At 68.0% G+C, this 23,121-nt stretch carries 21 protein-coding genes; 9 read left to right on the forward strand and 12 right to left on the reverse strand.

Going from position 1 to position 23,121, the window contains the following annotated elements; all coding sequences use genetic code 11:
* Positions 1–2 precede the first annotated feature (2 nt).
* Positions 3–782, forward strand: a complete 780-nt coding sequence (locus AB0M14_RS29330; protein ID WP_365000382.1) for an alpha/beta hydrolase — start codon at positions 3–5, stop codon at positions 780–782.
* On the opposite strand, the gene AB0M14_RS29335 is transcribed toward AB0M14_RS29330, so the two are convergent.
* The 5 genes from AB0M14_RS29335 to AB0M14_RS29355 all read right to left on the reverse strand — a co-directional run bounded on the left by AB0M14_RS29335 (position 777) and on the right by AB0M14_RS29355 (position 8,218).
* Positions 777–2,339, reverse strand: a complete 1,563-nt coding sequence (locus AB0M14_RS29335) for a SagB family peptide dehydrogenase (protein ID WP_365000384.1) — start codon at positions 2,337–2,339, stop codon at positions 777–779. The two genes, AB0M14_RS29330 and AB0M14_RS29335, sit on opposite strands and share 6 nt — an antisense overlap.
* Before the next feature lie 11 nt (positions 2,340–2,350).
* Positions 2,351–4,246 (reverse strand): TOMM precursor leader peptide-binding protein, encoded by a 1,896-nt coding sequence (locus AB0M14_RS29340; RefSeq protein WP_365000386.1) that lies wholly within the window; start codon positions 4,244–4,246, stop codon positions 2,351–2,353.
* Positions 4,236–6,002 (reverse strand): hypothetical protein, encoded by a 1,767-nt coding sequence (locus tag AB0M14_RS29345; protein ID WP_365000387.1) that lies wholly within the window; start codon positions 6,000–6,002, stop codon positions 4,236–4,238. The genes AB0M14_RS29340 and AB0M14_RS29345 overlap by 11 nt, the downstream gene beginning before the upstream one ends.
* Before the next feature lie 625 nt (positions 6,003–6,627).
* The gene (locus AB0M14_RS29350) at positions 6,628–7,395 is read right to left on the reverse strand and encodes a response regulator transcription factor (RefSeq protein ID WP_365000388.1); all 768 of its coding nucleotides are present in this window, start codon (positions 7,393–7,395) and stop codon (positions 6,628–6,630) included.
* Between the two features lie 166 nt (positions 7,396–7,561).
* On the reverse strand, positions 7,562–8,218 hold the full coding sequence (locus tag AB0M14_RS29355) for a formylglycine-generating enzyme family protein (RefSeq protein ID WP_365000390.1): 657 nt from the start codon (positions 8,216–8,218) through the stop codon (positions 7,562–7,564).
* Between the two features lie 108 nt (positions 8,219–8,326).
* Here AB0M14_RS29355 and AB0M14_RS29360 point away from each other — a divergent pair, with 108 nt between their 5' ends.
* On the forward strand, positions 8,327–9,199 hold the full coding sequence (locus AB0M14_RS29360) for a hypothetical protein (protein ID WP_365000392.1): 873 nt from the start codon (positions 8,327–8,329) through the stop codon (positions 9,197–9,199).
* Between the two features lie 69 nt (positions 9,200–9,268).
* The gene (locus tag AB0M14_RS29365) at positions 9,269–9,835 is read left to right on the forward strand and encodes a 3'-5' exonuclease (protein WP_365000394.1); all 567 of its coding nucleotides are present in this window, start codon (positions 9,269–9,271) and stop codon (positions 9,833–9,835) included.
* A 24-nt stretch (positions 9,836–9,859) separates the two neighbouring features.
* On the opposite strand, the gene AB0M14_RS29370 is transcribed toward AB0M14_RS29365, so the two are convergent.
* From AB0M14_RS29370 to AB0M14_RS29380, 3 genes are all read right to left on the reverse strand, one after another.
* Positions 9,860–11,038: an MFS transporter gene (locus AB0M14_RS29370; RefSeq protein WP_365000396.1), complete on the reverse strand. Its 1,179-nt coding sequence runs from the start codon at positions 11,036–11,038 to the stop codon at positions 9,860–9,862.
* A gap of 68 nt (positions 11,039–11,106) precedes the next feature.
* Positions 11,107–11,700 (reverse strand): TetR family transcriptional regulator C-terminal domain-containing protein, encoded by a 594-nt coding sequence (locus AB0M14_RS29375; RefSeq protein ID WP_365000398.1) that lies wholly within the window; start codon positions 11,698–11,700, stop codon positions 11,107–11,109.
* A 31-nt stretch (positions 11,701–11,731) separates the two neighbouring features.
* A complete protein-coding gene (locus tag AB0M14_RS29380; RefSeq protein ID WP_365000400.1) occupies positions 11,732–12,505 on the reverse strand; it encodes a hypothetical protein in 774 nt (257 codons plus the stop codon).
* Positions 12,506–12,725: 220 nt separating this feature from the next.
* Between AB0M14_RS29380 and AB0M14_RS29385 the strand changes: the two genes are divergently transcribed.
* A complete protein-coding gene (locus tag AB0M14_RS29385; protein ID WP_365000401.1) occupies positions 12,726–13,184 on the forward strand; it encodes a hypothetical protein in 459 nt (152 codons plus the stop codon).
* On the opposite strand, the gene AB0M14_RS29390 is transcribed toward AB0M14_RS29385, so the two are convergent.
* A complete protein-coding gene (locus tag AB0M14_RS29390) occupies positions 13,162–13,929 on the reverse strand; it encodes an ATP-grasp domain-containing protein (protein ID WP_365000403.1) in 768 nt (255 codons plus the stop codon). The two genes, AB0M14_RS29385 and AB0M14_RS29390, sit on opposite strands and share 23 nt — an antisense overlap.
* Positions 13,930–14,004: 75 nt before the next feature.
* On the opposite strand from AB0M14_RS29390, the gene AB0M14_RS29395 reads away from it, so the two are divergent.
* On the forward strand, positions 14,005–14,676 hold the full coding sequence (locus AB0M14_RS29395) for a methyltransferase domain-containing protein (RefSeq protein WP_365000405.1): 672 nt from the start codon (positions 14,005–14,007) through the stop codon (positions 14,674–14,676).
* An 11-nt stretch (positions 14,677–14,687) separates the two neighbouring features.
* Here AB0M14_RS29395 and AB0M14_RS29400 read toward each other — a convergent pair whose 3' ends face one another.
* Positions 14,688–15,659: an alpha/beta fold hydrolase gene (locus AB0M14_RS29400; RefSeq protein WP_365000407.1), complete on the reverse strand. Its 972-nt coding sequence runs from the start codon at positions 15,657–15,659 to the stop codon at positions 14,688–14,690.
* Between the two features lie 108 nt (positions 15,660–15,767).
* Between AB0M14_RS29400 and AB0M14_RS29405 the strand changes: the two genes are divergently transcribed.
* Both AB0M14_RS29405 and AB0M14_RS29410 read left to right on the forward strand, forming a co-directional pair.
* Positions 15,768–16,220, forward strand: coding sequence for a VOC family protein (locus AB0M14_RS29405; RefSeq protein ID WP_365000409.1), 453 nt, complete (start codon positions 15,768–15,770; stop codon positions 16,218–16,220).
* Positions 16,221–16,361: 141 nt separating this feature from the next.
* A complete protein-coding gene (locus tag AB0M14_RS29410) occupies positions 16,362–17,021 on the forward strand; it encodes a peptidylprolyl isomerase (RefSeq protein WP_365000412.1) in 660 nt (219 codons plus the stop codon).
* Between the two features lies 1 nt (position 17,022).
* On the opposite strand, the gene AB0M14_RS29415 is transcribed toward AB0M14_RS29410, so the two are convergent.
* The gene (locus AB0M14_RS29415) at positions 17,023–17,631 is read right to left on the reverse strand and encodes a TetR/AcrR family transcriptional regulator (protein WP_365000414.1); all 609 of its coding nucleotides are present in this window, start codon (positions 17,629–17,631) and stop codon (positions 17,023–17,025) included.
* 139 nt (positions 17,632–17,770) lie between these two features.
* On the opposite strand from AB0M14_RS29415, the gene AB0M14_RS29420 reads away from it, so the two are divergent.
* Positions 17,771–18,622: an alpha/beta hydrolase gene (locus AB0M14_RS29420; protein WP_365000416.1), complete on the forward strand. Its 852-nt coding sequence runs from the start codon at positions 17,771–17,773 to the stop codon at positions 18,620–18,622.
* A 27-nt stretch (positions 18,623–18,649) separates the two neighbouring features.
* Positions 18,650–21,043, forward strand: a complete 2,394-nt coding sequence (locus AB0M14_RS29425) for a glycoside hydrolase family 3 C-terminal domain-containing protein (RefSeq protein WP_365000417.1) — start codon at positions 18,650–18,652, stop codon at positions 21,041–21,043.
* 5 nt (positions 21,044–21,048) lie between these two features.
* Here the strand turns inward: AB0M14_RS29425 and AB0M14_RS29430 are convergent, their stop codons facing one another.
* The gene (locus AB0M14_RS29430) at positions 21,049–23,079 is read right to left on the reverse strand and encodes a M13 family metallopeptidase (RefSeq protein ID WP_365000419.1); all 2,031 of its coding nucleotides are present in this window, start codon (positions 23,077–23,079) and stop codon (positions 21,049–21,051) included.
* Between the last annotated feature and the right edge of the window lie 42 nt (positions 23,080–23,121).

A 23,121-nucleotide genomic window follows, 5' to 3' on the forward strand; every position in this document is an offset into this window, starting at 1 on the left:
CCATGACACGAATTCCCGCACTCGCCACCAGCACACACGGCTCCGGCCCCGGCATCCTGCTCGCGCACGGCGCGGGCGGCAGCATCGAAGGAAATTTCGCGCCGATCATTCCGGCTCTCGCTACCGGGCACACCGTCGTCGCTCCCGACTACCCGGGCTCGGGCGAGACCCCGCGGGCAGCCGAACTCACCGCCGACCTGCTCGCCGAGGGCATCGTCGCCGCCGCTGACCGCGCCGGTCTGGAAACCTTCACGCTGCTCGGCTATTCGCTCGGCAGCCTGGTGTCGGTGCGGGTCGCGGCCCGCTGGCCCGAACGCGTACGCGGGCTGGTCCTGACCGCCGGTCTGGCCCGGGCCGACAATCGCACCGTGGCCGCGGTGGACCTCTGGCAGCACCACCTGGCAGCCGGCGACCTGCATGCCTTCGCTCGATTCGTCGCGCTGACCGGCTTCGGCGAGGACTTCTTCAACTCGGTACCCCGCGACCAGGTCAGCGGACTGCTCGACACCATCGCCGCCGGCGTCCCCGCCGGCACCTTCGAACAGGCCGGCGCGGTGCGCAGCGGCGACACCACCGCCGACCTGGCCGGTATCGCGGTGCCCACTCTGGTCATCGCCACCACCCGCGACACCCTCATCTCCCCCGCCAACTCCCGCTACCTGGCCGCGCACATCCCCGGCGCCGAGTACGCCGAGATCGACTCGGGGCACGTGCCGATGGCGGAACGCCCACAGGAGTGGCAGAAGCTCATCACCGACTTCCTGAACCGACACAACCTATAGCGGCGCGCCAATCCGCTGTTCCAGCGTGGACACCCGGCGCGGCACACCGATCAACAAGGCGGACAAGGGCATTCGATCGCCACGACACCCGAGGTGAACGCCGAAGTCCGGATCCTCACCGGAGTGGATGCGAGTGGCGAGACCCAGCACCGTGGCGGCCAGCGCAGCGCGCTGCAGGATCGCGCCCACGGCGGCCTGCTGGATTCGATACCAGCGGGGGCCGTGGGCCGCGGTACCCCCATACAGGTCGCCGACCGGAACGAGAACAGCGGCGGCCTCGCCAACGGTGGGATGACAAGAAATAGCCGGAGTGAACGGGCCGTCGAGTGCAAAGAGGCTGTGGGCGGGCCGGTGATAGCGGTAACCGCCGGACGGAATGCCATCGACACGGTTGATCAGGCAATACAGGGTCGATGCATGGTCGGCCGCAGCCTGCAGCAGCGCCGAAAGCGCGTTCGCCGCAACGGGAGTGGGATAGAAACCATCCGCAGGTGAGGACCGCCCGGCAATCCCCGCCGAGAGCGCAACGACGTTCCGCGGCAACGAGATCGACCGCACGGGAACCAGCAGCGACTCCCCATCGCTGATCGGCGTCGGTGCGCCGCCAGGTGCTGCGGAGGCCGCAGCCGAAGCCGCGGCAGCTGCGACCAAGTCAGCGGCACCTGCGTACGAGGCGGCTGTATCCCCGCCCAAATCAACGGCACCCGCGTCCAACGCACCGCCATCCCCGCCCAAATCAGCAGCCGAGGCGGTGACTGGGTGCGAGGCGGTGGTGGCTGTGTGCAGGGCGGCGGTCGCTGGCAGTCGGTCGGTTATCGGTGGGGGTGGGTCATTTGGGGCTGGGAGTGGCCGGGTTGTCAGGTCTTTGTATGTCGGGCCGGCTTCGGTGGCTTCCGCTGTGCCTACTGTGCAGATCGCCAGGGCGGCTTCGGCGTTGGGGGCGAAGCCGAGTAGGGCGTTGATGCGGTTGTCGGGGAAGTCGAGGTGCAAGGTGGCGGTGGTGCCGAGTGCGGTGGCGAGCGTGGCGGCCTGGGCGGCGAGTACGCCGATTTCCTGGGTTTGCAGGCGGTAGGCGAATTCGCCGTACTTGAATCCGTTGCGCCAGAAGCGGGTTGCGAAAACCAGCACTGCGGCGGGGGCGGGGGGTGAGTTTTCGATCTGGGCGAGGAGGGCCGTGCGATGGTCGCCGGGGCGCAGTAGTTCCAGGCAGTGGTGGGCCGAGTCGTAGTGGTAGAGGGCCGGTTCCAGTTCGCCGCGGCCGAGCGCTACGTAGGTGTCCAGGGGGTACAACGCGCCACCGGAGGGGGCCGACCGGCCGTACTGCACCTTTGGTTGCCCGAAGTTTCGGTGGCCCTGGTGGTCGATGGTCGGCATCCAGATCATGCGGGTGACTCCGCACAAGTCACGCAGTAGAGCGCCGAGTGTGTTCGGCGGCAGCAGAATTCGGGGTGCGTCCGGATAGAGCTTGAAGCGCGGCGGCGCGGCATCCCAATCGATCGGCCCGCGGGCGGAGAGGCGGCTCGCGGTCAAGTAGGTGCGCAGGGCGGCGGTGCTCATGGTTTCCTCCCTCACGGGAACGGGTGCGGGTGGGGGTTGATCTCGGCGGGGGCGAGATTGCGGTCGGCGTAGCCGAGCAGCCTGGGCGCGCGCAGGATTCGAGGGAGGCCGTAATCTCGCCGATACAGGTGGCCGAAGGTCATCGGCAGGGCGCCGGGCACCAGGACCTTCGCACAGGCGAAACCGCCCGCACGGTGTTCCGCGCCGGTCTGGTCGACGACGAGGACGTCCAGCCCGCAGGCCAGGAAGCGTTTCACCAGGGTGCTCAGGTCGTCGGAGAGATCTTCGGACAGCGGCCAATTCGAGGCTCGAATGGGGCGTGGCGCGCTGTCGATCGGAAGAAATCCGAAACGCTCGAAGGCAGCAGGGTGGGCGTAGAGCGCGCCGTGGTCCTCCATGTCCCGGACTTTGCCGCCGTCGACCACCAATTCCGCGGCGGCGTCCTGGTCGTAGCCGGCCAGGAAGCCAGTGAACATGGTCAGCAGTTCCTGAATGCCGCCCAGCAATGCCCGTTCCGGGAGCAGGTGCGCGGCCGCGCCGCAGAGGACGCGCGGTCGGCTCGGCGTTGGATTCGCGTCGATGGCCATGAGCCAGTACGACGGGATACCCACTTCGGTCGTGCAGTCGAAAGCCACCAGCTGGTAACCGAATTCGGTCCGGATGCGCTGGGCCAGCAGCGGGATGCGCCGATCGACCGCCGAGTCCAGGTCCACCCGCGGCACCGGCAGCCGGGCATACCAGGTGAGCAGAAAGGCATCGCGTTCGGCGATTTCCAGCAGACCGTAGAGCGCGGCCTCCACCAGCGAACTCCCGACAGCACAGCCATTGGAGGTGTCGTACACGATCCCCGGCGTCGCGCCGCAGTTCGCGTAGTAGGCAAGGCATTCCGGTACCAGCACCGGCTTCGCGCTCCGGAACGAATACGCCCACACCCAGTCTAGTTTCAGGTCGGGGTGATAGCGCCGGAACCGGAAGCCGGGCGTCGCGTACCGGTCCTCGGAGTACAACCCGAACGACACCGGATCCACCGCACTGTCGGCGATCTCGGCGAAACCGGCGTGCACGACGGTGCGGCGACCGCGTGGCCGCTGACCGCCGAGCCGTTCCAGCGCCTCGGCCACGGCGGCGGCTCGGGTCGCCGCCGCGGTGGGACCGCGGCCGTAGCCGTGGCTGCTGGCCGGGGCTTCCTCGGGCGCGATCGCAGCCCGGGCGGCGGGGCCGCCGGTGGTGGTCCAGCTGTGGAGCGCACGAACCATGCCGGTGTCCGCGTCTACGTAAAGTCGTTCCAGCTCAGGGAGATCCGCAGCCAGGTCACGACTGCGGAAGGTCTCCGGGTGTGGTTTCGGCGTGGACCGCAGGACCAGGCGCGCGGCCTGAGGCGTGTCGTCGGGCAGTTCGGCGCAGTCCGGGCAGAACGGGTCCGCCATGACCGGATGACTGCTGATGTGCCCGGTCTCCAGCAGGATGCTCCACTGCCGGGTACTCGGGTTGCCGTCGAGCAGCCGCGGTATCTCCGCCGCCGCGATCGACGCGGCGGCGGCAGCGGTGGTCTCGATCAGCAGCGGCGAATGCCGTTGTGCGAGTGCGTCACCGAATTCGTCCAGGACCGCGGCGCGCTGGGCGGCGTCCGGGCGATTGTGTTCGCGGCGACGGTCCGCACAGGTCGGGCAGCCGGGTCGGCCCGGCAGACCGCCCGGTCCGATGAGCACTCGGTCGTGGTCGACGCGGACGGGGAACCAGGGCAATCCGGCGTGCCGACCGGCAGCCGATTCCATTGCGCCGGAGCCGTCGTCGGCAACCACGAGTACCGTGCACCGTCCGAAATCCCGAACCAGCTGCTCCCCCAGTGCCATCCGGACCGCGTCCGCGAGCAATCCGGTGCCGAGCACCGCGATGTCATTCGGCATCGAGCACCACCTGCACGAGGTGGGGTATCGCCGGAGCCGCGAGTTCCAGTGCCAGCGGGCGGAATCCGGCGGCGTGCACGGCCTTCACCAGGAGTTCGGCGTCGTTCGCCGAGGCGGCCGGGTCGGCCGCGCAGTGGGCGGAGGTGTGGCCTTGCCAAGCCAACAGCGCCCGTTCCAAACCGTCCCGCAAGGCGGTCTCGCGGCTGGCCGCGCAGCTCACCACTTCCGGGAGTGCGCCCGCGCGCACAGCGTAAGCCGAGATCCCGAGCAGCTCGGTGAGATCCACGACGGTCACCGGATGCCCCAGCACCTCGAGCTGTTGCCGGAGCCCGGCTATCGGCTCATTACCCGAATCCGGCGGCACCGCCGGCTCGTTCGACCATTCGGGGCGGCGTGCGGTCAGCAGCGCTTCGCAGTGCTGCCGTAGGCCCCATTCGAGCGCACCGGCCCGGGTCAGCCCGGCCGCGAGTCCGACGGGCACCGCGGAAGTGGGAACTGGTGCACGCTCGATGGTTTCGCCGGTGATCAAGTCCTCTCCCGCCTGCTGCCCGACCGCAGACAACCACCCGTAGAGCGCCAGCGCGCGCAGCATCGTCCGGGTGTGCGCGCTGTCCGGATCAGGTCCCCAGCCGAACACCTCGGGCAGCGGAACCTCCTCCGGCAGCACGCGGTGCGGGTCGGAGACGACTGCCCGGCTCAACGCCAGCGGGAACTGGGGCAGGTGCTGCTCGCCGAATTCGACCAGCGCCCCGGTGAATTCATCGACCAGCTCGGTCGCCGCACCGACCAGGTCCGTCGAGGTCACCGCGGGTTCACCGCGGAAGTCCACCGGATGCTGGGTCATCTCCACGGTCCGCAGATCCAGCCGCGTCAACCGCGGTACCCGCGGCCCCGGCGTCGGCAGCGTGTCCATCCCGGTACGGTGCCGGAAGCAGGCGAGGACCAGGTGCGCGGCGAGCATGGCCGGAACCGGGCCGGTCAGCCAGCGGTTCGGCCGCGATTCGACGGCGTCGTGGCGGGTCCCCGCGAGACGGCGCCAAGCGCCCGCCGCGGCCGTATCGTCGGGATGACCGACCTCGGTCGTCCACGCTTCGTCCGGACCGACCAGGATCTGCCCGAGCGCGACCTCACGGCCCCGGTACTCCCGCACTCCGGCGATCAATTCCTCAGGTACGCAGGAGATCTGCAAGATCACCCCGGAGTCGACCTCGGTGACACGGCCAGGTTCGACGACCACCCGCTGGCGCTCGTCACGCCACCCGCCCGTGCCCGCCAAAGCGTCCGGCTCCGCGGCGACAACCCGCACATCCACCCACCCGGACCGCATTCCGGCCTCGATGACCGCGGCCGTCACCGCGGTCGTACCGGCCGAACTCAGGATCGTCACCGGCCCCTCGCGATGCCGCTGGAACCGATACTCCGGGGAATCCATCGCACAGGCGATGAACGCGATTTCCCGGGCATAGACCTCGGATTCGGCCGTCGACAGACGGTGCGGCCGATCCGTGCGCGCGTCGGTCACGAACCCGTGCTGATGCAGCAGCGCCACCAGATTCTCGACCGTGCCGCGCTGTGATTCCGGCAGCCCGGCGGTCAAATCCTCCATATCCGTCGCACCGTCCAGGTAGGGCGCGAGCCGGCTGAGCCATTCATAGGCCCGTGCGCCGCGCAGCGTGCGGGCGGCCCGGTCACCGTAGAGATAAACGCCGTCGGGGCAGGGCACATACCGTACCGCCGGATTCATACGTGGTCGCATGCCGATCTCCTTTCCGTACCGGCAACGATCCCCGCCGGCCGGACCGTCTCGACAGGGTGCGTATTCCCGGGTGACCGGGAAACCCTCCCGCTTCATCGCGGTGCCCGCACCGTTTCGACAGGCCCTGCGCGGACGCATTGTTGAGACCCTGCGTCGAAGCAGGAGAAATGGAGGCGGACATGCCCGTCATCCCGGCAGAACTCGCCACCGAATTGCTCGGCCTCCCGCCGGAAATTCTGACCATGGAAGGAGATCCGAACCCTAGAACCGAGAAACGGCCGCCGTGTTCGTGCAGCCCCTGTGGCTGCACCGACTGTAGCGGCTGCTGTGTCCCGTGTACCTACTGCGAGCGTCCCTGTGACGTCGCGAAAGTGAGCTGACATGCGTACTTCCACCGATCTGGCGACCGACCTGCTGAACTTGGCAGCCGAACAACTCGAGATGGACAGCGTCCGTCCGGTGACCGGCATGATTCCGCCGTGCAACTGCAGCCCCTGCGGCTGCACCGATTGCTCGACCGCGTGCTCCGGGTGCGGCGCTTGCGGGCGCTGCACCTGTAACCACAACTAGTCGAACGCAGCGTCCCCCTGGTGGAGCAGGTATTCCACCAGGGGGACGCGCTCTGTCAGCGGCTATCCCGGCCGAGGCCCGCTTCGCGAGCCAAGACGATCGCCTTGGCCCGATCCGGCACACCGAGTTTCACGAATATCCTCGAAATATGATTACTGATTGTTTTGGGCGCCAACCGCAATTGGCGTGCGATGGCGGAATTCAATTGGCCCGCGGCAATCAGATCCAGCACCTGGTACTCGCGCGATGTCAGCTCCGGAAAGGGACGTTGTGTCTCAAATCCGACGGTATTCGTCAGCAGACCGAGGATCTCCGGGCTGAAAATCACCCATCCGGCCGCGACCGCGCGCACCGCACGCACGATATCGTCGCGGCCCGCGGCCAGTTCCAGATAGCCGCGAACCCCGGCTTGCAGGGCCGCCAGGACGGCGTGCTCGTCCTCGGCGGCGTTCACCATCAGTACCCCGATATCCGGTGCGGCACGGGATAATTCGCGCACCAGCCGGGATTGCTCCGGTACCGCGCCGAGCACCAGGACATCGGGACGATGCTCCAGCGCGTCACGCACGACGCCACCGCCGGTAGCGGCCTCCGCGACGACCGCGATTCCCGCGGTCGCGAGCACCGACCGCAAACCCTCTCGCACCAAGGCGTTTTCGTCCGCGACCAGCACGGTCGTCCGGCGCGGACAGACCCGCGCCGGACGATCACACACCACCGGCTCGGCCCGCCGCACCGGTAGCGTCACCTCGCCGTGCCCGGCATCCTCCCCCTCGGTCGCGGCCTGAAAATACGACACTTCGGCCAAAAGGCTTTCACCCATGGGAAATTCCCCTCTGCATCTCCATTCATGTCCAGCAGGCTGGGTGCCCGGCCACCCGTCTCCCCGACCGCCGCCGACCACGACCCCATCGGCGGCACCAACGACTCTCGTTCACACCGTCGCCCGCCCACCTCCCCGCGTTACCCGCGGTCCGTTCAGCGAACTCTCACAGCGATCGGGCGACCCGGAAACCCGTGTCCTCGATGCGCAGGCTCGGGTGGCTGCGGCGGCGCACCGAGGCGCGGCAGCTCCAGTGCTCGTCGAACCAGCCGCCGCCACGCAACACGCGATAGGAGCCGTAGACCTCGGTGTCGTAGTAGTCCCAGCACCATTCCCAGACGTTGCCGAGCATGTCGTACAGGCCCCAGGAGTTCGGTAGCTTGCCGCCGACCTCGTGCGGATGTCCGCTGGAATTTCCTCGGTACCAACCGATTTCGTCGAGTTCGCCGTAGCGTGGGCCGGTACTACCCGCGCGGCACGCGTACTCCCACTCGGCCTCGGTCGGCAAGCGGTAACCATCGGCGGTGGAATCCCACTGGACATCGTCATCGAGCAACAGGTAGACGGGCTTTAAGCCCGCGCGGTCGGACAGCGCATTACAGAATCGCACAGCATCGGCCCATGACACGCTCTCGACGGGCAACCGCTCACCCACCGCGGCACTCGGGTGCTCGCTGGTCAGCTCGGCGTACTGCTGCTGGGTGGTCAGGAACGCGGCCAGCGCGAAAGGCTTTACCTCGACCGACCAGCTGCGCTGGGTCCGCCGATCGGTCAACGTCGCTTCGCCTCCGGACAAGGCTGCCATCTCGATATCCGCGTTCATCGACGGCAATCCTAGGCTCCGACGAACGCCGGTGACCGTACCTGGGTCCCCCGCGGCTGAGCTCGAAACTCGGGTGACCGTGCCGGGTATCCGTGCAACGGTGGGGATATGCGAAGACGAGGAGCATATTGGGCGGGGCTCGTCGGGGCACTGGTCGTCGGGCTGGTGGCCGGCGGCCTGCTGGGCCGGACGCTGTGGGCCGAGGACGAAAAACCCGAGGGGAAAGGCAATTATCACGACGTCGACCACGCCGAGCTGGTGTTATACGAAGCTCGGTGGCAGCTGCCGCGGAATATCACCACGATCCTGCGGTCGACCGCGGACGTGACCCAGTTCGCGGGCCGGTTCGCGGACTCCGACACCGAAGGGACGGGGCCGGGTCAGCTGGAAAAGCTGTTGTCCGCCCGTAACTTCGACACCGAAGCGTTGATCACCTTCTCCGCGGGCAGCGGCTGTGCCACCGGGGATGGGGCCGAGCTGACCAGTTCGGGCGGCGCGAACTACTCGGTCCGTGTCACCGGCATCGAGAATCCGCCCCAGACGTGCTACCGGCCGTACGCGTACTTCGCTGTCTTCGCGGTACCCAAAGCCGACGTGCCATCGACCGCCCGCCTCCAGGGCATGCCGCCCAACCCGCCGGGACCCGCGAAACTGCTCACCTTCGAGCAGGTCGCTCGGACCGAGCCGCGCGGCGCGGAGATCAGCCAGCTGGACCAGCTCGAAACGTTCCTCCCAGGCTTGCCCCTCGGCACCGCGTCCGAAGTGCGCGCCGCGGTGCTGGACCGCCCCAAGGGCACCCGCGCCTTCGGTTTCGTTCTCGACGGCTGCCGGAATGACAGTGCCTACCTCGTGATCTCGAAACAACGGCTGCGCCCCGTGCTGACCGGCGGCGAGAAGGTCACCTGCGTGGCGGCCGAGTCCTATCTCGCGGTATTCACCCTGTCCTACGACGACGTGCCCGCGACCGCCAGAATCGGCTGAGTTCGCAACCGCCTGGCGCACACCGAAATTCGATGGAGACGTGGACCGTTACCGTCCTACGCTCGGCCGATGACTACCGGACTGCTCAATGTCGTCGATGTGGAGGCGACCTGCTGGGAAGGCGCGGTTCCGCCCGGCGCGGTGAGCGAGATCATCGAGATCGGGCTGACCGTCGTCGATCTCGACGCCGGTGCCCGAATCGCCAAGCACCGCATCCTCGTCCGGCCCGATCGGTCCACCGTCAGCGAGTTCTGCACCGAACTGACCGGGCTCACCCAGGCCGAGGTCGACACCGGAATCTCTTTCCCGGAAGCCTGCCGTCTACTCGCCACCGAACATCAAGCGGCCCTTCGACCCTGGGCCAGCTGGGGCGATTACGACCGCAAGCAGTTCACTACTCAATGCCAGTCCACCAGCACCCCGTACCCCTTCAACTCTCAGCACACCAACGCCAAACTGCTCTTCTCCGAGGCCTACAACCTGCGCCGCAGGCAAGGCATGTCCGGCGCACTGGGTATTGCGGGCCTCCCTTTGGAGGGCCGTCACCACAGCGGCGCGGACGACGCCTGGAACATCGCCGCCCTGATCCTCGACATCATCACCCGAACACCCTGGCGCGCAACGACAACCGCCTAACCGGCCGGGCCGTAACCCGAACAGCTACGTGAGAGCAGTGGTTGGGGATTTCGCGGCGTTGACGGCAAGGGTCAACAGGGTCAAGGCGATGAGGCCGAGGGCGGCGGCGACGGCTGGAAGAAGTTCGGGGCCGAGAGTCGTCAGGGTCAATCCACCGAGCGCACCGCCCAAGGCGACGCCGAGGTAGGTGCCAGAGGTGTTCAGCGCCAGAGCTTGCGCGGCTACCGGTCCGGCGAGGGTGTAGAGACGAGCTTGGATCGCCGGGGAGTTCCAGAATGCGATGCCGCCCTGGATGGTTCCCACCAGGAGAATGACGGCGAAGGCGATGGGACGGGCGAGGCCGAGCGCCCAGAGGGTTGCCATGGTGGCGATGAAGAGGCTGATTCCGGCGCGCAAGGTGCGGTCCGGGCCCCAGCGGTCGGAGGCCATGCCGCCGAGCCAGATGCAGGCGATCCCGGCGAAACCGGAGAGGCTGAAGGCGAGGGCGCGCTGGTCGACGGTGACATGACTGACGGCGGCGAGGTAGGGCGCCTGGTAGGTGAGCATCATCATCGAGCCCGTCATCAGGACGCAGTTGGCGAGCAGGCCGAGCGAGACCGGCGGGCTGGCCAGGGCGCGGAGCTGGTCGCCGAGCGCCGGGACGTCGGCGGGCTGGTCACGGTCGCGCGGCAGGGCGGCGCGGAGGAACACCAGAGCGGCGGCGCCTGCCAGCGCCATCGCGAGAAAGGTCGCCTGCCAGCCGTAATGGCCGCCGATCCAGGTGCCGATCGGCACGCCGGCGGCGATCGAGCCGGTGACGCCGAGTGCGACGACGGCGACGTATCTGCCGATGCGGCCTTCGGGTGCGCGTTCGGCGGCGAAGGCGAAGAGCGCGGGAGTCGAGGCCGCGGCGGCGAGTGCCGCCAGGACGCGCAGCGCCACCAGGACTCCATAGGTATTCGTCAGGGACGCGAGCAGGTTCGCGGCGATGAAGACCACCAGCGAGACGGTGAAGAGCCGCCGGCGGGATACCCGCGCCAAGGCGACACCGGCGACCGGCGCCGCGAGTGCGACGGTCAGCGAAAAGACGGTCACCAGCTGACCGGCTCGAGCTTCGCTGACGCCGAGATCGCCGGCGATCTCGGGGAGCACACCGGCGATCACGTAATCGTCGGTGTAGAACACGAATGCGGCAGCGAGCAATGCGAAAAGCCATGCGGGCACGGCGGATCTCCTTCGCGCAGGACGAAATCCCCGATGCGGCAACGCATCAGGTGGATAAAGTGGTGTTGTTAAGCGATCAGCACCGAATTGAGGTGCGCCCGAAGGGTTTTACGCAGACGGTCGATACCGAGCGAGCCGTGTGGCGTCACCGCGTCGATGGCCAGGCCACCGATCAGCGCGACGAGCCGTTCGGCTTGCTCGGCCGGGCCGGGCGCCGCGAGCACGCGCAACGCCTCGGTGAGCACCGACCGCATGTCGGCGGCCATTTGCTCGGTCACCGGACGGAAAATCGGGTTCACCCGTGCCGCGAGGATGAACTCCAGCAGCACGATCGATTCGACCCGGCGTTCGTCGTCCACCGGCAGTAACTCTTCGACCAGCGCCTGCAGCGCGTCGACCGCCGGTGCGCCGGTGAGCCCGCGCAACGCTTCGGTGGGATGGCGGACGAGCCGCTGCCCCATCCGATCGCCGACCTCGGTGGCGGCCGCGACCAGGAGGTCGCGATGGTCGTCGAAGTAGTGGCGCACCGACCCGATGTTCAAACCGGACTCGGCAGCGACCTTGCGCAAGGACAGACCGCCGAACCCTTCGGCTACCAGCAGCCGGAAGGCCGCTTCGACGACATCTCTGCGTCGTTGTTCCGCGTCGATCCGAGCTGGCATGAAGCCAATGTATCACAGGTGTGATAAATAGCTAGCGCGGTCCGGGCAGGCCGGCGGTCCACAGCGCTTCCCACTCCCGCACGCCATCCGCGAGACGCCGGGCGACGAGGTGGCTGAGCACGTCCGGGACGGCGGTGAGGACATCGGTGGTCTGCTCGGCCCCGGAGCCGTAAGTGTGTGCGGCAACAGTGAATCCGATGCCGTAGGACGCCGAGGCGACCTCTTCGGGTTCGAAATCCGACCAGCCCCACTTGGTGCCGAGCGCGCCCGGGAGCCAGGTGGTGCCCCAGTTCTGGACGGTGCCGTCGGCGGCGACCGTGCCTGGTGCGGACATCCAGTCGAGGATCGGGGAATCCGGGTCCTGGTGGCGCTTCTTGTTCAGGAAGTCCGCGACGTCGGCGGTACTGGTTGTACTCGTCATCCAGTGGTCGGTGGAATGTGTTGAGCGCAAGTGGTATTCGGCCGCGATCAGTTCGATCGCCTTGGGGTACTTGGCCTCGAGCACATTGGCCGCGTTGTCGTCGGAGTAACGGATCATGCGTTCGGCAAGGACCCGGTCCTCGGCCGAGCGGTCACCGTGACGAAGGGCGTAATCGACGATGTACAGCTTCGCCAGCGACAGCGCCCCGCGCTCCTGATGCTCGTTGGTGGTACCCCATTGCAGGTTCGGCACGTTGGTGCGCACCGAAATCGCCGTGCGCGGTGGCACCGCGTCCGGATCCAGCGGGTCCGCCCCGGCGGCGGGCGCGCCGACCAGACACGCGAGGGCCGCGGTTAGCACGGCCAGTCGCACCGGACTGCTCATTCGGTCACCTCCGGATCGGCGGTCATCCGTACCGGACCAGCTTGCCTACCCACGCCGGCCGGCGAGCGTCGACACGCGGTAGCGAAATGACACCGTTCCGCATCACGCCGACCCCGCTCGACCAGCGATGTCTAACGGCGACGACGCCGGCGCGATGGACTGACAGAACACACTCGAAACCGTGGCGCCCTCGGGCGCGCACAGGGAGCAGGGAAAGATCATGGCCAGCACAAGATTCCGCGCCGTCGCCACCGCGATGACGGTCACTCCAGTTCTCGTTCTCTCCGGAGTCGGCGTCGCCAGCGCCTGGCACGACCCCTACCCGGGCGACTCCACTGCCACCTGCCAGTCCGTCGGCGGCCGGGAACGTATCAAGGTGACCGTCAACGGCAAGCCCGGTGGCTACTACATCCAGGGCACGAACGCCGCCGGCGTGCACTTCCACCTGGGCAATATCACCGTCGGAGCGAACGGCTCGGGCTCCGCGGTGTTCACCGGCCACAGCGCCGGCACCTACGGTGTCGAAGCCTTCGAGAACGCCCTCGGCAGCGGCGGCCGCGCACCCGGCTGCGTCGGCTCGGTCACCGTCGCCGCGGCCAGCCCGCTGCTGGACGCGGTCGACTCCGTCCTCGCCGGTGCGGGCAGCAGCGCCCTGGTCACCGACCCGACCCGCCGCTGACCTCGGCCTTTCCGAGCAATTCGCGCCATCGCCGCAGCACCAACTCGGTGTACTGATCGGCGGCGATGGCGTAGGCGCCGAGCGCGTAGCCGTCGTTGGCCTCCACCAGTGCCGTCGCTCCGGAGGCCAGCACCCCGAAGTCGATGCCGTACGCGCTCGGCGCCGTGCCGGACCGGCCATAGGCCGCGACCGCGGATTCCACCACGGTCAGGTCCAATGGCGCCGATCCGGCGTAACAGTCGACGGTGACGACCCCGCCGTCGATGACGTAAACGCGGTACTCCGCATCCCACCGCACCACCTCCGAGCACCACACGCGCTGCCGTCGGCTCACCCGCCCCAACGCGGCGATATCGCGTTCCGAATAGCAGACCGCGCCGGTGAAACCCTTACGCCGCTCGGCCGGTTTGACGAAAACCGCTGGCGCCGAACCGGTCTCCAGCACACGCTCGACCTCGCCCAGTGTCGACGTCCACACCCTGCGCCGGAGAAACGCACGCAGGCTTTCGGGATAGTCGTCGGGTTCCGGGACGGGAATTCCCAGTTGGCGCATCGCACCGTGCATCGCGTCCATATCGCCGGCGATGAAGGTGTCCGGCCCCAGCGGCAGCTGCCTGCGGTGGACCCGCTTGAGGCTGTAGTACCGGACGGGGATACCGCGCCGCCACAGTCCTTCGTCGAGCAGTTTCTCCTCGTGCCGCATCGGCCCTGATCCGGCGTATTGCAGGAACGCGGTGGTGATCATCCCCGCAATGTTGCACCACCCGTGCGGGCCCGCGTTACCCTGCGATGGTCGCTTCCGGAACGCGAGGAGCCAGTAGTGGTGGACGTTCGAGAGATGTGGAGTACCAAGGCGTTCGGGCAGGTGTGGGCGGGGGCCTATGATGCCGTGGTCGAGCGGGAGGTGCTGGCGCGACCGGCGGGGTGGGCGCTGTGGGGCACCGATGTCGGGCTGCTGTACGAGAGCATGGGGTTTCTCGGGGAATTGGCAGACGGGACCGCCGTGCTGGACGTGCCGTGCGGGGGCGGGGTGGCGTTGCGGGGACTGCGGAGCGGGCAGCGGCTGCGCTATGTGGCGGCCGATATCTCGGCCGCGATGCTGGAGCGGACTCGGGTGCGCGCGCAGCGCCAGGGCGTCGAAGGACTGGAATGCGTGGCAGCCGATATCGAGGCGATGCCGTTCGCGGACAACGAGTTCGATGTGTGCGTGAGCTACAACGGGCTGCATTGCCTGCCGGATCCCGCGGCGGCGCTGCGGGAGATCGCGCGCTGCCTGCGACCGGGCGGGCGGCTGGTCGGGAGTTGTGTGCTGCGCGGCGCGGGGGTGCGCTCCGAGGCGTTTCAGGTGCTGGCGCGAGGGGTGGGAATGTTCGGGCACAGCGGTAGCCGCGACGACCTGCGGCGCTGGATTGCCGAGGCGGGCCTGACGATCGAGCGGTTCGATTGTTCGGGGCCGATCCTGTACTTCGCCGCCGGAAAACCCCGAACTTGATCGGACATAGCTCAGCGGGCGTGAATCGCGGTGAACTCCAACAGGATCGCCGCGGTCCGCGCCGGATCCTCGACCATCGGCGAGTGCCCGACACCGGGCAGCAGCTCCACGCGTGCGCCAGGGACGACACGGTAGTCGGCGGCTGACGCGGAGTTCCATCTGCGGTCCTCCGCGCCGAAGATCACCAGCAGCGGCTTGCCCACGGCGGTCAGCCGAGCCGGGACCGCGGTCCGCGCCACGTAGTCGCTGGACCCCGCCGCGGTCGCGGTGAACGAATGGTAGGTCAGGCCGCGCACGTCGGCCACGAGCTGCTGCGGGATCTCGACGTCGCGAGTGAACGCGGGGCCCATGGACTTTCGAATCAGTCCATCGGTGCGGAAGCGCCAAAGTAGTTGTCCCACAACGGGAATTGTCAGCAGCCTGGCAGTCGGCCCCTCGGAGACGAAGGCGCTCAGGCGCGGGCCGGTATTGACCAGCCCCAGCGCGGTCACCAGCTCGCTACGCTGCTCGGCGAGGGCGGTCGCGACCGATCCACCGGTGGAGTGGCCGACCACGACCGCGCGCGCGACACCCAACCCGTCCAGCACCGCGCCGACCCGGCGCGCCTGCGCCGGAATCGAGTAGTCACCGTCGGCCGGTTTCGCCGAGCGGCCGTGCCCGAGCATGTCGATCCGAATGACGCGATAGGACCGCGACAGCTCCGGAACCACCGATTCCCACCAGTTCGCCGACGCGGCCAGCCCGTGAATCAGGACCAGCGCCGGGGCATCTCGGGGTCCGTCCTGATACACGGCGATGTCGCCCCCGTCCAGCGACAGGATCGAGTCGCCGGTGGCGGCGGCCTCCTGCCGATTCACCGCCACCGCGTTCACCAGCAGCAACCCGGCGATCAGCACAACGATCAGAAGGGCGGCAATGCGGCGACGTCTGCGGCGTGGCGAGGGCGGAACAATGGATTCGAGCGCGGAAGAACGTGTAGTCATACACTCATCGTCGCCGAGGGCCCCTACCCGCGTATTGGAAAAATGTTCCGGCCCGCCGCGCCGGTAATCCGCTCCGCTTGTCAGACCGATTGTTTAACGTCTACGACCATGGCATTAGGTTGGAAGCTCGTCATCGACAGCGTGAACGCACCCGTCCTCGCCGATTTCTGGGCCGCCGCGCTCGAATACCAGGTCGAAGACCCCACCGCGCTGATCGAACAGCTACTCGCCGCAGGTCAACTGCCCGAAGCGGCCGTCATCGAGCACAACGGCCGCAAGAACTTCCGCGGCCTCGCCGCGGTCCGGCACCCCGAGGACCCGTTCGACGAGACCAGCGGCACCGGCCACGGCCGACGGCTGCTGTTCCAGGACGTACCCGAACCCAAGTCCGGCAAGAATCGCCTGCACATCGATATCCACAGCGGCCCGGACGGACGCGACAAGCTCGTCGCCAAGCTCGAAGAACTGGGCGCGACCCGCGTCGAGGAGTTCGATCAGGGGCCCGCCGGGCACTGGTGGGTCATGCGCGATCCCGAGGGCAACGAATTCTGCGTCGCCTAGGCGGCCGGAGTGAGCAGCGGCAGCGCTTACGAAGTCGAATCCGACCTCATCACCTGGATCGCCCGCCGCGGCTGACTCAGTCATCACATGAATTATGGTTTTGTGGACCGTATTCGAGTGGATTCCGATAGCTTGCTTGATATGGGATCACGTTGGGGTTTCGCGCTCGCCGTTTCCATTGCCGCGCTGGCCGGGTTGATCAGCGGGTCGACGCCGGCGGCGGCCGCGCCGCCGGTGGTGTGGTGCGAATTCACGCCGACGCCGGATAATCCCGCGGCGCGGCCGGTGATGCCGCCGGTGCCGGTGGCGCCGGCCTTCGGGACCGTGGATGTCACCTTTCATTTCAACTACGGACCGGTGACTGTTCGACTGGACCGGGGCGGGGCCGCGCCGTGTGCGGTGCAGAACATGGCAAGTCTTGTGCTGCAACGGTTCTACGACAACAGCCAATGCTGGCGGCTGACCGACAGCGGGCGGCTCGGGGTGCTCCAGTGCGGTGATATCTACGAGGTCGAGAAGGGCGGTCCGGGCTACAAGTTCCCGGATGAGGTGAACGGCGGCGAGACCTACGGGCGGGGCACCGTCGCGATGGGCAATCAGGGGCCGGGCACGAACGGGAGCGAGTTCTTCATCGTGCACTCCTTCGCCAATATTCCAGCGAATTATTCCGTTCTCGGGCAGGTGGTGCGCGGTATGGACGCGCTGGATCGCATGGTCGCGGCGGGTATCACGCCGAGCGAACGCGGACCGCTGGACGGACTTCCGGCTCAGCCGGTGACGATCACCGCCGCCACCTTCTGACTCATCGGCCGCCGGTGGCGATCGAGGCGATCAGGCTCTCGATGTAGGAGCGGAAAAGGCCGGACATGTCGACGGATTCGGGGTCGAGCAGCCATTGCAGTTGCAGGCCGTCCATCATCGCGAAAACCTGGCGCGCGAGCGCGCGGGTGTCGACATCGGGGCGGATGGTCCCGTCGGTGATTCCGTCCGAAAGCGCTTGGGCCAGATCGGTTTCCAGCTTCCGATAGCGGGCGGTGGCCCAGGCGTGGGCGGGGTGGTCGTCGGTGACGGATTCGCCGGTGACCACGGTGAAGAGCTGGACCAGGCCCGGGACGTGGGTGTTGTGGTCGACGAGGCGCGCCAGCCGATGCAGCGCGTCGAGACCGCGCGGCGGATCACCCCATTCGAGACGCTGGGCATCGATGCGGTCGCGGTACTCCAGGACGGCGGCGAGCAGGGCGGCTTTCGTCGGGAAATGATGCAGCAGCCCGGGCTGGGACAACCCGCACAAGGCGGCGATATCGGCGATCGAGGAGCCGTGGAAACCGTTCTCGGCGAAGGATTTCAGGGCCACGTCGAGGATCAGCTCCCGGCGCGCCGCGCCGCGCGGACTGCGTTGGCGTTCCGCCATGGTGCTCCTTTCCGATCGTCCTCGGCCGAGAGTAGTAGCCGTAGGCGGCCGTCTCGGTCCCGCCACTAATTATCTCGAGTCGATAACATTACCGAGTGATCACTCGGTTTGCAGAGAATGCGCTGGCAGACTCGGGGTCATGAGCCAGCACAGCACCGAAATCGTTCCGTTCCGCCTCGACGGCGGGTACGGAAACCTGGCCGCGTGGGAGGTCGCGCCACCGCTGGGCGCGCCGCCGCGCGGCACCGCGGTGCTGGTGCCCGGGTTCACCGGATCGAAGGAAGACTTCCAAGCCCTGCTCCCCCTGCTGGCGGAATCCGGATACCGGGCCGTCGCCTACGACCAGCGCGGCCAGTGGCAGTCGGACGGCCCCGACGAGGTCGAGGGCTACACCATGGACGACTTCTCCGGCGACCTGCTGCGGGTCGTCGAGCAGGTGGCCGGGGACGAGCCCGTGCACCTGGTCGGTCACTCCTTCGGCGGGTACGTCGGCCGGGTCGCGGTGGTCGCGAAGCCGGAGCGGTTCCGCAGTTTCACGCTGCTGGCCTCGGGCCCGTCCTCGGTGCAGGACATCAACTTCCCGCCGCCGAGCCTGGTCGCTCAGGCGGTCGAGACAGGCGGACAGGAGTTCATCTGGCAGCAGATGAGCACCGCCATGTTCGCGGCCGGTCACACCCCCGCACCGGAGCGGCTCGATTTCCTGCACAACCGGATCCTGGCCACCAAGAAGGCCAACATCCTGGGGATTCTGCGGACGATGGAGGTGCCGCCACTGAGCGATCCGGCCCAGCTGGCCGCGGCCGGCGTGCCGCTACTCGTGGCCTATGGCGACACCAACGACCTGTGGGCGCCCGAGGTGCACGAACGGTTCGCCGAGCAACTGGGCGCGCGCCAGGTGCGGTACCCAGGCGTCGGTCACCTGCCCAATGAAGACGTGCCCGAGCAGGTGTGCGCCGATCTCGTGGACTTCTGGACCGCATCAGTAGCCTGATAGTTGCCAACCATCTCGAGACGGGACATGAGCATGGACGACCGCATCGAAGAACTCCTCGCGAAACTCGATCTCCCCGGCAAACTGCGGTTGATCTCCGGCGCGGGCATGTTCCGGCTCGCGGGCGACCCGGCGATCGGACTGGCGGAGATGCCGGTGTCCGACGGCCCGTCCGGCGTGCGCGGCGAACACTGGGACGAACGCGACCCGTCGGTGAGCCTGCCCTCGGGCACCGCGGTGGCGGCGAGCTGGAACCCGGAACTGCTCGGCGAGATCGGCGCGCTCATCGCGCACGAAGCGCGGCGCAAGGGCGTGTACGCGGTGCTCGGCCCGACCATCAATCTGCACCGATCCCCGCTCGGCGGAAGACATTTCGAATGCTTCTCCGAGGACCCGGTGCTGACCGCCGAGATGGCGTCCGCGTATGTCGAAGCGGTGCAGGCACACGGAGTGAGCGCGTGCCCGAAACACTACGTGGCCAACGACTCCGAGACCGACCGCTTCACCGTCGACATCCAGGCGGATGACCGCACCCTGCACGAGCTGTACCTGTACCCGTTCGAGCGGAGTGTGCGGGCCGGCGCGTGGATGATCATGGACGCCTACAACTCGGTCAACGGCGTCACCATGACCGAGAACGTGCTGCTGGACGAACCACTCAAGGGCAGTTGGGGTTTCGACGGCGTGGTGGTGTCGGACTGGACCGCGGTGCGCTCCACCGCCGGTGCGGCCAAGGGCACCGATCTCGCGATGCCGGGTCCGCCGATGCTGTGGGGCGCGCCGCTGGAAGAAGCCGTGCGGGCGGGCGAGGTGCCGGAATCGGCGATCGACGAGAAGGTCCGCCGCATCCTGCGTTTCGCGATGCGCGTCGGCGCGCTGGACGGCGAGCCCGCGCCCGCACCGGATTTCAGCGCGGAGCAGGCGCGGGACCTCGGGCGCCGGGCCGCCGCCGAAGGCATGGTGCTGGTACAGAACGACGGCGTGCTGCCCTTGCGGCCGGAGACCACCGTGGCTTTGCTCGGCCCGAACGCGGCGCTGCCGCGGTTCATGGGCGGAGGCAGCGCCACCGTCATCCCCTCCCGCACGGCCACCCCGGTCGAGGGCCTCGAAGCTGTTCTGCCCGTGACGCATACGCCAGGCGTGCGGCTGGCGGAGCAGCTCATCCCGGTACCGCTGGAGCTGGTAACCGACCCGGAAACCGGTACCCCCGGCCTGTCCCTGCGCTACCTCGACGGTGACACCGTCATCGATTCCCAGCACCGCACCGCGGGCAACCTCATGCTGTTCGGCGACAAGAAGGCCGCCGAAGCCGGCGCCATCGAGGTCCGCGCCCGGCTGCGCGCGGATGTCCAGGGCGACTGGCAGATCGGCGTCGGCACCCTCGGCCAGGCCCGCCTGGAGCTCGACGGCGAGCTGGTCCTCGACGAAACCATCACCTTCGAGGGCACCGATCCGGTCGGCGCGATCCTGTACCCGCCGCAGCGCTCGGTCACCCGCACCTTCGCCGCGGGGCAGGAGGTAGACGTCCGGATCACGGTCGCCACCCCGCCCGCGATTCCGGGGCTCGGCGTCATCCTCGGACTCACCTTCGGCATCACCCGCCCGCAGCGTTCGGCTAGCGAGGAGTTCGACGCCGCGGTCGAACTGGCACGAACCTCCGATGTCGCGGTGATCGTGGTCGGCACCGCCGAGCAGATCGAATCCGAAGGTTTCGACCGCACGGATCTGCGGCTGCCGGGCCGCCAGGACGAGCTGGTCGCCGCCGTCGCCGCCGTGAATCCGCGCACCATCGTGGTGGTGAATTCCGGTGCGCCGGTGGAACTGCCGTGGCGGGACGAGGTGGCCGCGGTGCTGCTGTCCTGGTTCCCCGGTCAGGAGTTCGGCGCCGCGCTGGCCGATGTGCTCACCGGCGCAACCGAACCCGGTGGCCGTCTACCCACCACCTGGCCGAAAACCCTCGGCGATGTGCCGGTCCGGAACACCACGCCGGACAGCGTGGGTGCGCTCCCCTACTCCGAGGGCATTCACATCGGATATCGAGCCTGGCTGAAAGACGCTGTGGCACCTGCCTATCCGTTCGGGCACGGACTCGGCTACACCAGCTGGACTCTGAGCGATCTCACCGTCTCCGGGCGCACCGCGACCGTCACCCTCACCAACACCGGTGACCGCGCGGGCAAGCAGGTCGTGCAGGCCTACCTGTCCCGGGAGCAGAGCGCCGTCGACCGCCCGGTGCGCTGGCTCGCCGGATTCGCCGGTGTCACAGTCGGACCCGGCGAGTCCCGCACGGTCTCCGTCGAACTGCCGCAACGCGCCTTCGAGCATTGGACCGACACGGGCTGGGCCACCGAACCGGGAGAATTCACTATCCACCTCGGCACCTCGGTGACCGCACTGCCCCTGACCGCCACCATCGGCTGACCGATCTACAGGGTGACCCGCTCGCCTGTCGGCAACCACATCTTGTCGCCTTCCTTGACCCCGAAGGTCTCGTAGAAGTCGGCGAGGTTGCGCACGGTTTGATTGCAGCGGAACTCGGCGGGTGCGTGCGGGTCGCTGGCCAGCTGTGCCTCCAGGGCCTGGGTCGTGGTTTTGGTGCGCCAGGTGCGGCCCCAGGATTCGAAGATGGTGCGCAAGGCCGGGTCGGAGCCGTCCCGCCCGGCAGCCAAACGGATGGCGGCCACGGCGATTTGCAGGCCGTGCAGGTCGGCGAGGTTCTCGCCGACCGTGAGCGCGCCGTTGACGTGCTGAGTCGGGGGCAGGCCCGCCGGCACCAGCGCGTCGTATTGCGCGATGAGCTGTTGGGTCTTGGCGTCGAAGGCGGCGCGGTCCTCCGGCGTCCACCAGTCGTGCAGGTTCCCGTCGCCGTCGTAGCGCGAGCCCTGATCGTCGAAGCCGTGCCCGATCTCGTGGCCGATCACCGCACCGCCGGCGCCGTAGTTCACCGCGGGTGTGGCGTCCTTGTCGAAGAACGGCGGCTGCAGAATAGCCGCGGGGAAGACGATTTCGTTGGCGCTCGGGTTGTAGTAGGCGTTGACCGTTTGCGGCGGCATCTCCCATTCGGCTTTGTCGACCGGCTTGCCGAGCCGGTCGAACATCCGCTTGGCGCGGAAAGTGATTGCGGCGCGCAGGGATTCGATGAGCTTGCCGCGAGTGATGGTCAAACCCGAGTAGTCCGGCCACTTGTCGGGGTAGCCGAGCTTGGTGGTGATCTTGTTCAGTTTCACCACGGCAGCGGCCCGGGTGGCCGGTGACATCCAGGTCGATTTCTCGAAATCGATGCGGTAGGCCGCCAGCAGGTCGGCCACCATGTCCTGCACCCGCTGTTTGGCCTCGGCTGGGAAGTAGCCGGCCACGTAGGCTTTTCCGAGCTGATCACCGAGGTATTCGTTGACTGCTTCGAGCGCGGTCTTCCAGCGCTCCGGTTGCTGCCGCAAGCCATCCATCGCCTTGCCCCAGAAGTCGAAGCGGGCGTCCGCGATCGGGGTCGGCAGGTATTGCGCGAAGGTGCGGACCAGACCGAGCTTCAAATAGTCACGCCACGTGGCGATATCGACCTCCTGCCAGAGCTGCGCGGCGCCGGTCACGAACGACGGTTCGCGCACCACCACGCGCGCGAAGAGCTCCCTGGGCCGGTCGGTCAGGCCTGCCAGCCACCGGTCCCACTCGAAACCCGTTGCGGTCCGGGTCAATTCGTCCCAGCTGGTCGGGTTGTAGGTGGCATTCGGGTCGCGCTCGCGCACGTTGTCCCAGAACAGCGCGGCGATCCGGGTTTCCAGGTCCAGCACCCGGTGTGCCAGCGCGACCGGGTCGGCGAAACCCGCTCCGGCGGAGATCCGTTCGAGGAACGTGCGGTAGGCGGCGAGCTTTTCGGCGGCTTCGGGTTTGCGGTAGTACTCCTCGTCGAGCCCGATCCCGGATTGGGCGATCGTCGGCGTGTAGGCGGCGGAGTCCTTCGGGTCGGGCACGACGGCCAGCCCGATCAACCCGTCCATCGGCAGCGCGCCCATCACCTGGGCCAGTTCGGCTTTCGTGCCGGCGGCGTCGATGCGCGCGAAGAGATCGGCCAGCGGCGTCATGCCCTGCTCGTCGATGGCGCGGGTATCCAGGACGGCGTCGTAGAGGTCGCGCACCTGCTGACTCTCGCTGCCCGCCTTCGGGTTCCGGATATCGTCGATCAGCGCACGCAACTGACCCTCGGTGCGGTCGGACACCTCGGCGAAGGTGCCGTAGGAGACCTTGTCCGGCGGCAGCTGGTACTCGTCGAGCCAGCGGCCGTTGACGTATCGATAGAGGTCGTCCTGTGGTTCGACATGCGGATTCGAGCCCGCCATATCGGGGTCGGCGAGACGTTTCGGCGTTTCGGTCCGCTCGCAGGCGGCGAGCGCGGGCAGCAACCCGAGCCCGATCAGGAAACTGCGGCGGTCGAGATCGATCAAACGCCCGGATGTGCGCACGGAACTCCTTCAGCAGACGACGTGTACCGCGGGAATGCCTCG

It is taken from the genome of Nocardia sp. NPDC051832, from assembly GCF_040681285.1.
Taxonomy (GTDB): domain Bacteria; phylum Actinomycetota; class Actinomycetes; order Mycobacteriales; family Mycobacteriaceae; genus Nocardia.

Bases quoted from the DNA above. Each gene is read 5' to 3' on its own strand.
- AB0M14_RS29405 (WP_365000409.1), top strand. From the start codon at position 15,768: ATGGCATTAGGTTGGAAGCTCGTCATCGACAGCGTGAACGCACCCGTC.
- AB0M14_RS29340 (WP_365000386.1), bottom strand. From the start codon at position 4,246: ATGCCGAATGACATCGCGGTGCTCGGCACCGGATTGCTCGCGGACGCG.
- AB0M14_RS29400 (WP_365000407.1), bottom strand. From the start codon at position 15,659: ATGACTACACGTTCTTCCGCGCTCGAATCCATTGTTCCGCCCTCGCCA.
- AB0M14_RS29365 (WP_365000394.1), top strand. From the start codon at position 9,269: ATGACTACCGGACTGCTCAATGTCGTCGATGTGGAGGCGACCTGCTGG.
- AB0M14_RS29415 (WP_365000414.1), bottom strand. From the start codon at position 17,631: ATGGCGGAACGCCAACGCAGTCCGCGCGGCGCGGCGCGCCGGGAGCTG.
- AB0M14_RS29335 (WP_365000384.1), bottom strand. From the start codon at position 2,339: ATGAGCACCGCCGCCCTGCGCACCTACTTGACCGCGAGCCGCCTCTCC.
- AB0M14_RS29345 (WP_365000387.1), bottom strand. From the start codon at position 6,002: ATGCGACCACGTATGAATCCGGCGGTACGGTATGTGCCCTGCCCCGAC.
- AB0M14_RS29425 (WP_365000417.1), top strand. From the start codon at position 18,650: ATGAGCATGGACGACCGCATCGAAGAACTCCTCGCGAAACTCGATCTC.
- AB0M14_RS29385 (WP_365000401.1), top strand. From the start codon at position 12,726: ATGGCCAGCACAAGATTCCGCGCCGTCGCCACCGCGATGACGGTCACT.
- AB0M14_RS29390 (WP_365000403.1), bottom strand. From the start codon at position 13,929: ATGATCACCACCGCGTTCCTGCAATACGCCGGATCAGGGCCGATGCGG.
- AB0M14_RS29410 (WP_365000412.1), top strand. From the start codon at position 16,362: ATGGGATCACGTTGGGGTTTCGCGCTCGCCGTTTCCATTGCCGCGCTG.
- AB0M14_RS29350 (WP_365000388.1), bottom strand. From the start codon at position 7,395: ATGGGTGAAAGCCTTTTGGCCGAAGTGTCGTATTTTCAGGCCGCGACC.
- AB0M14_RS29420 (WP_365000416.1), top strand. From the start codon at position 17,771: ATGAGCCAGCACAGCACCGAAATCGTTCCGTTCCGCCTCGACGGCGGG.
- AB0M14_RS29330 (WP_365000382.1), top strand. From the start codon at position 3: ATGACACGAATTCCCGCACTCGCCACCAGCACACACGGCTCCGGCCCC.
- AB0M14_RS29355 (WP_365000390.1), bottom strand. From the start codon at position 8,218: ATGAACGCGGATATCGAGATGGCAGCCTTGTCCGGAGGCGAAGCGACG.
- AB0M14_RS29380 (WP_365000400.1), bottom strand. From the start codon at position 12,505: ATGAGCAGTCCGGTGCGACTGGCCGTGCTAACCGCGGCCCTCGCGTGT.
- AB0M14_RS29360 (WP_365000392.1), top strand. From the start codon at position 8,327: ATGCGAAGACGAGGAGCATATTGGGCGGGGCTCGTCGGGGCACTGGTC.
- AB0M14_RS29375 (WP_365000398.1), bottom strand. From the start codon at position 11,700: ATGCCAGCTCGGATCGACGCGGAACAACGACGCAGAGATGTCGTCGAA.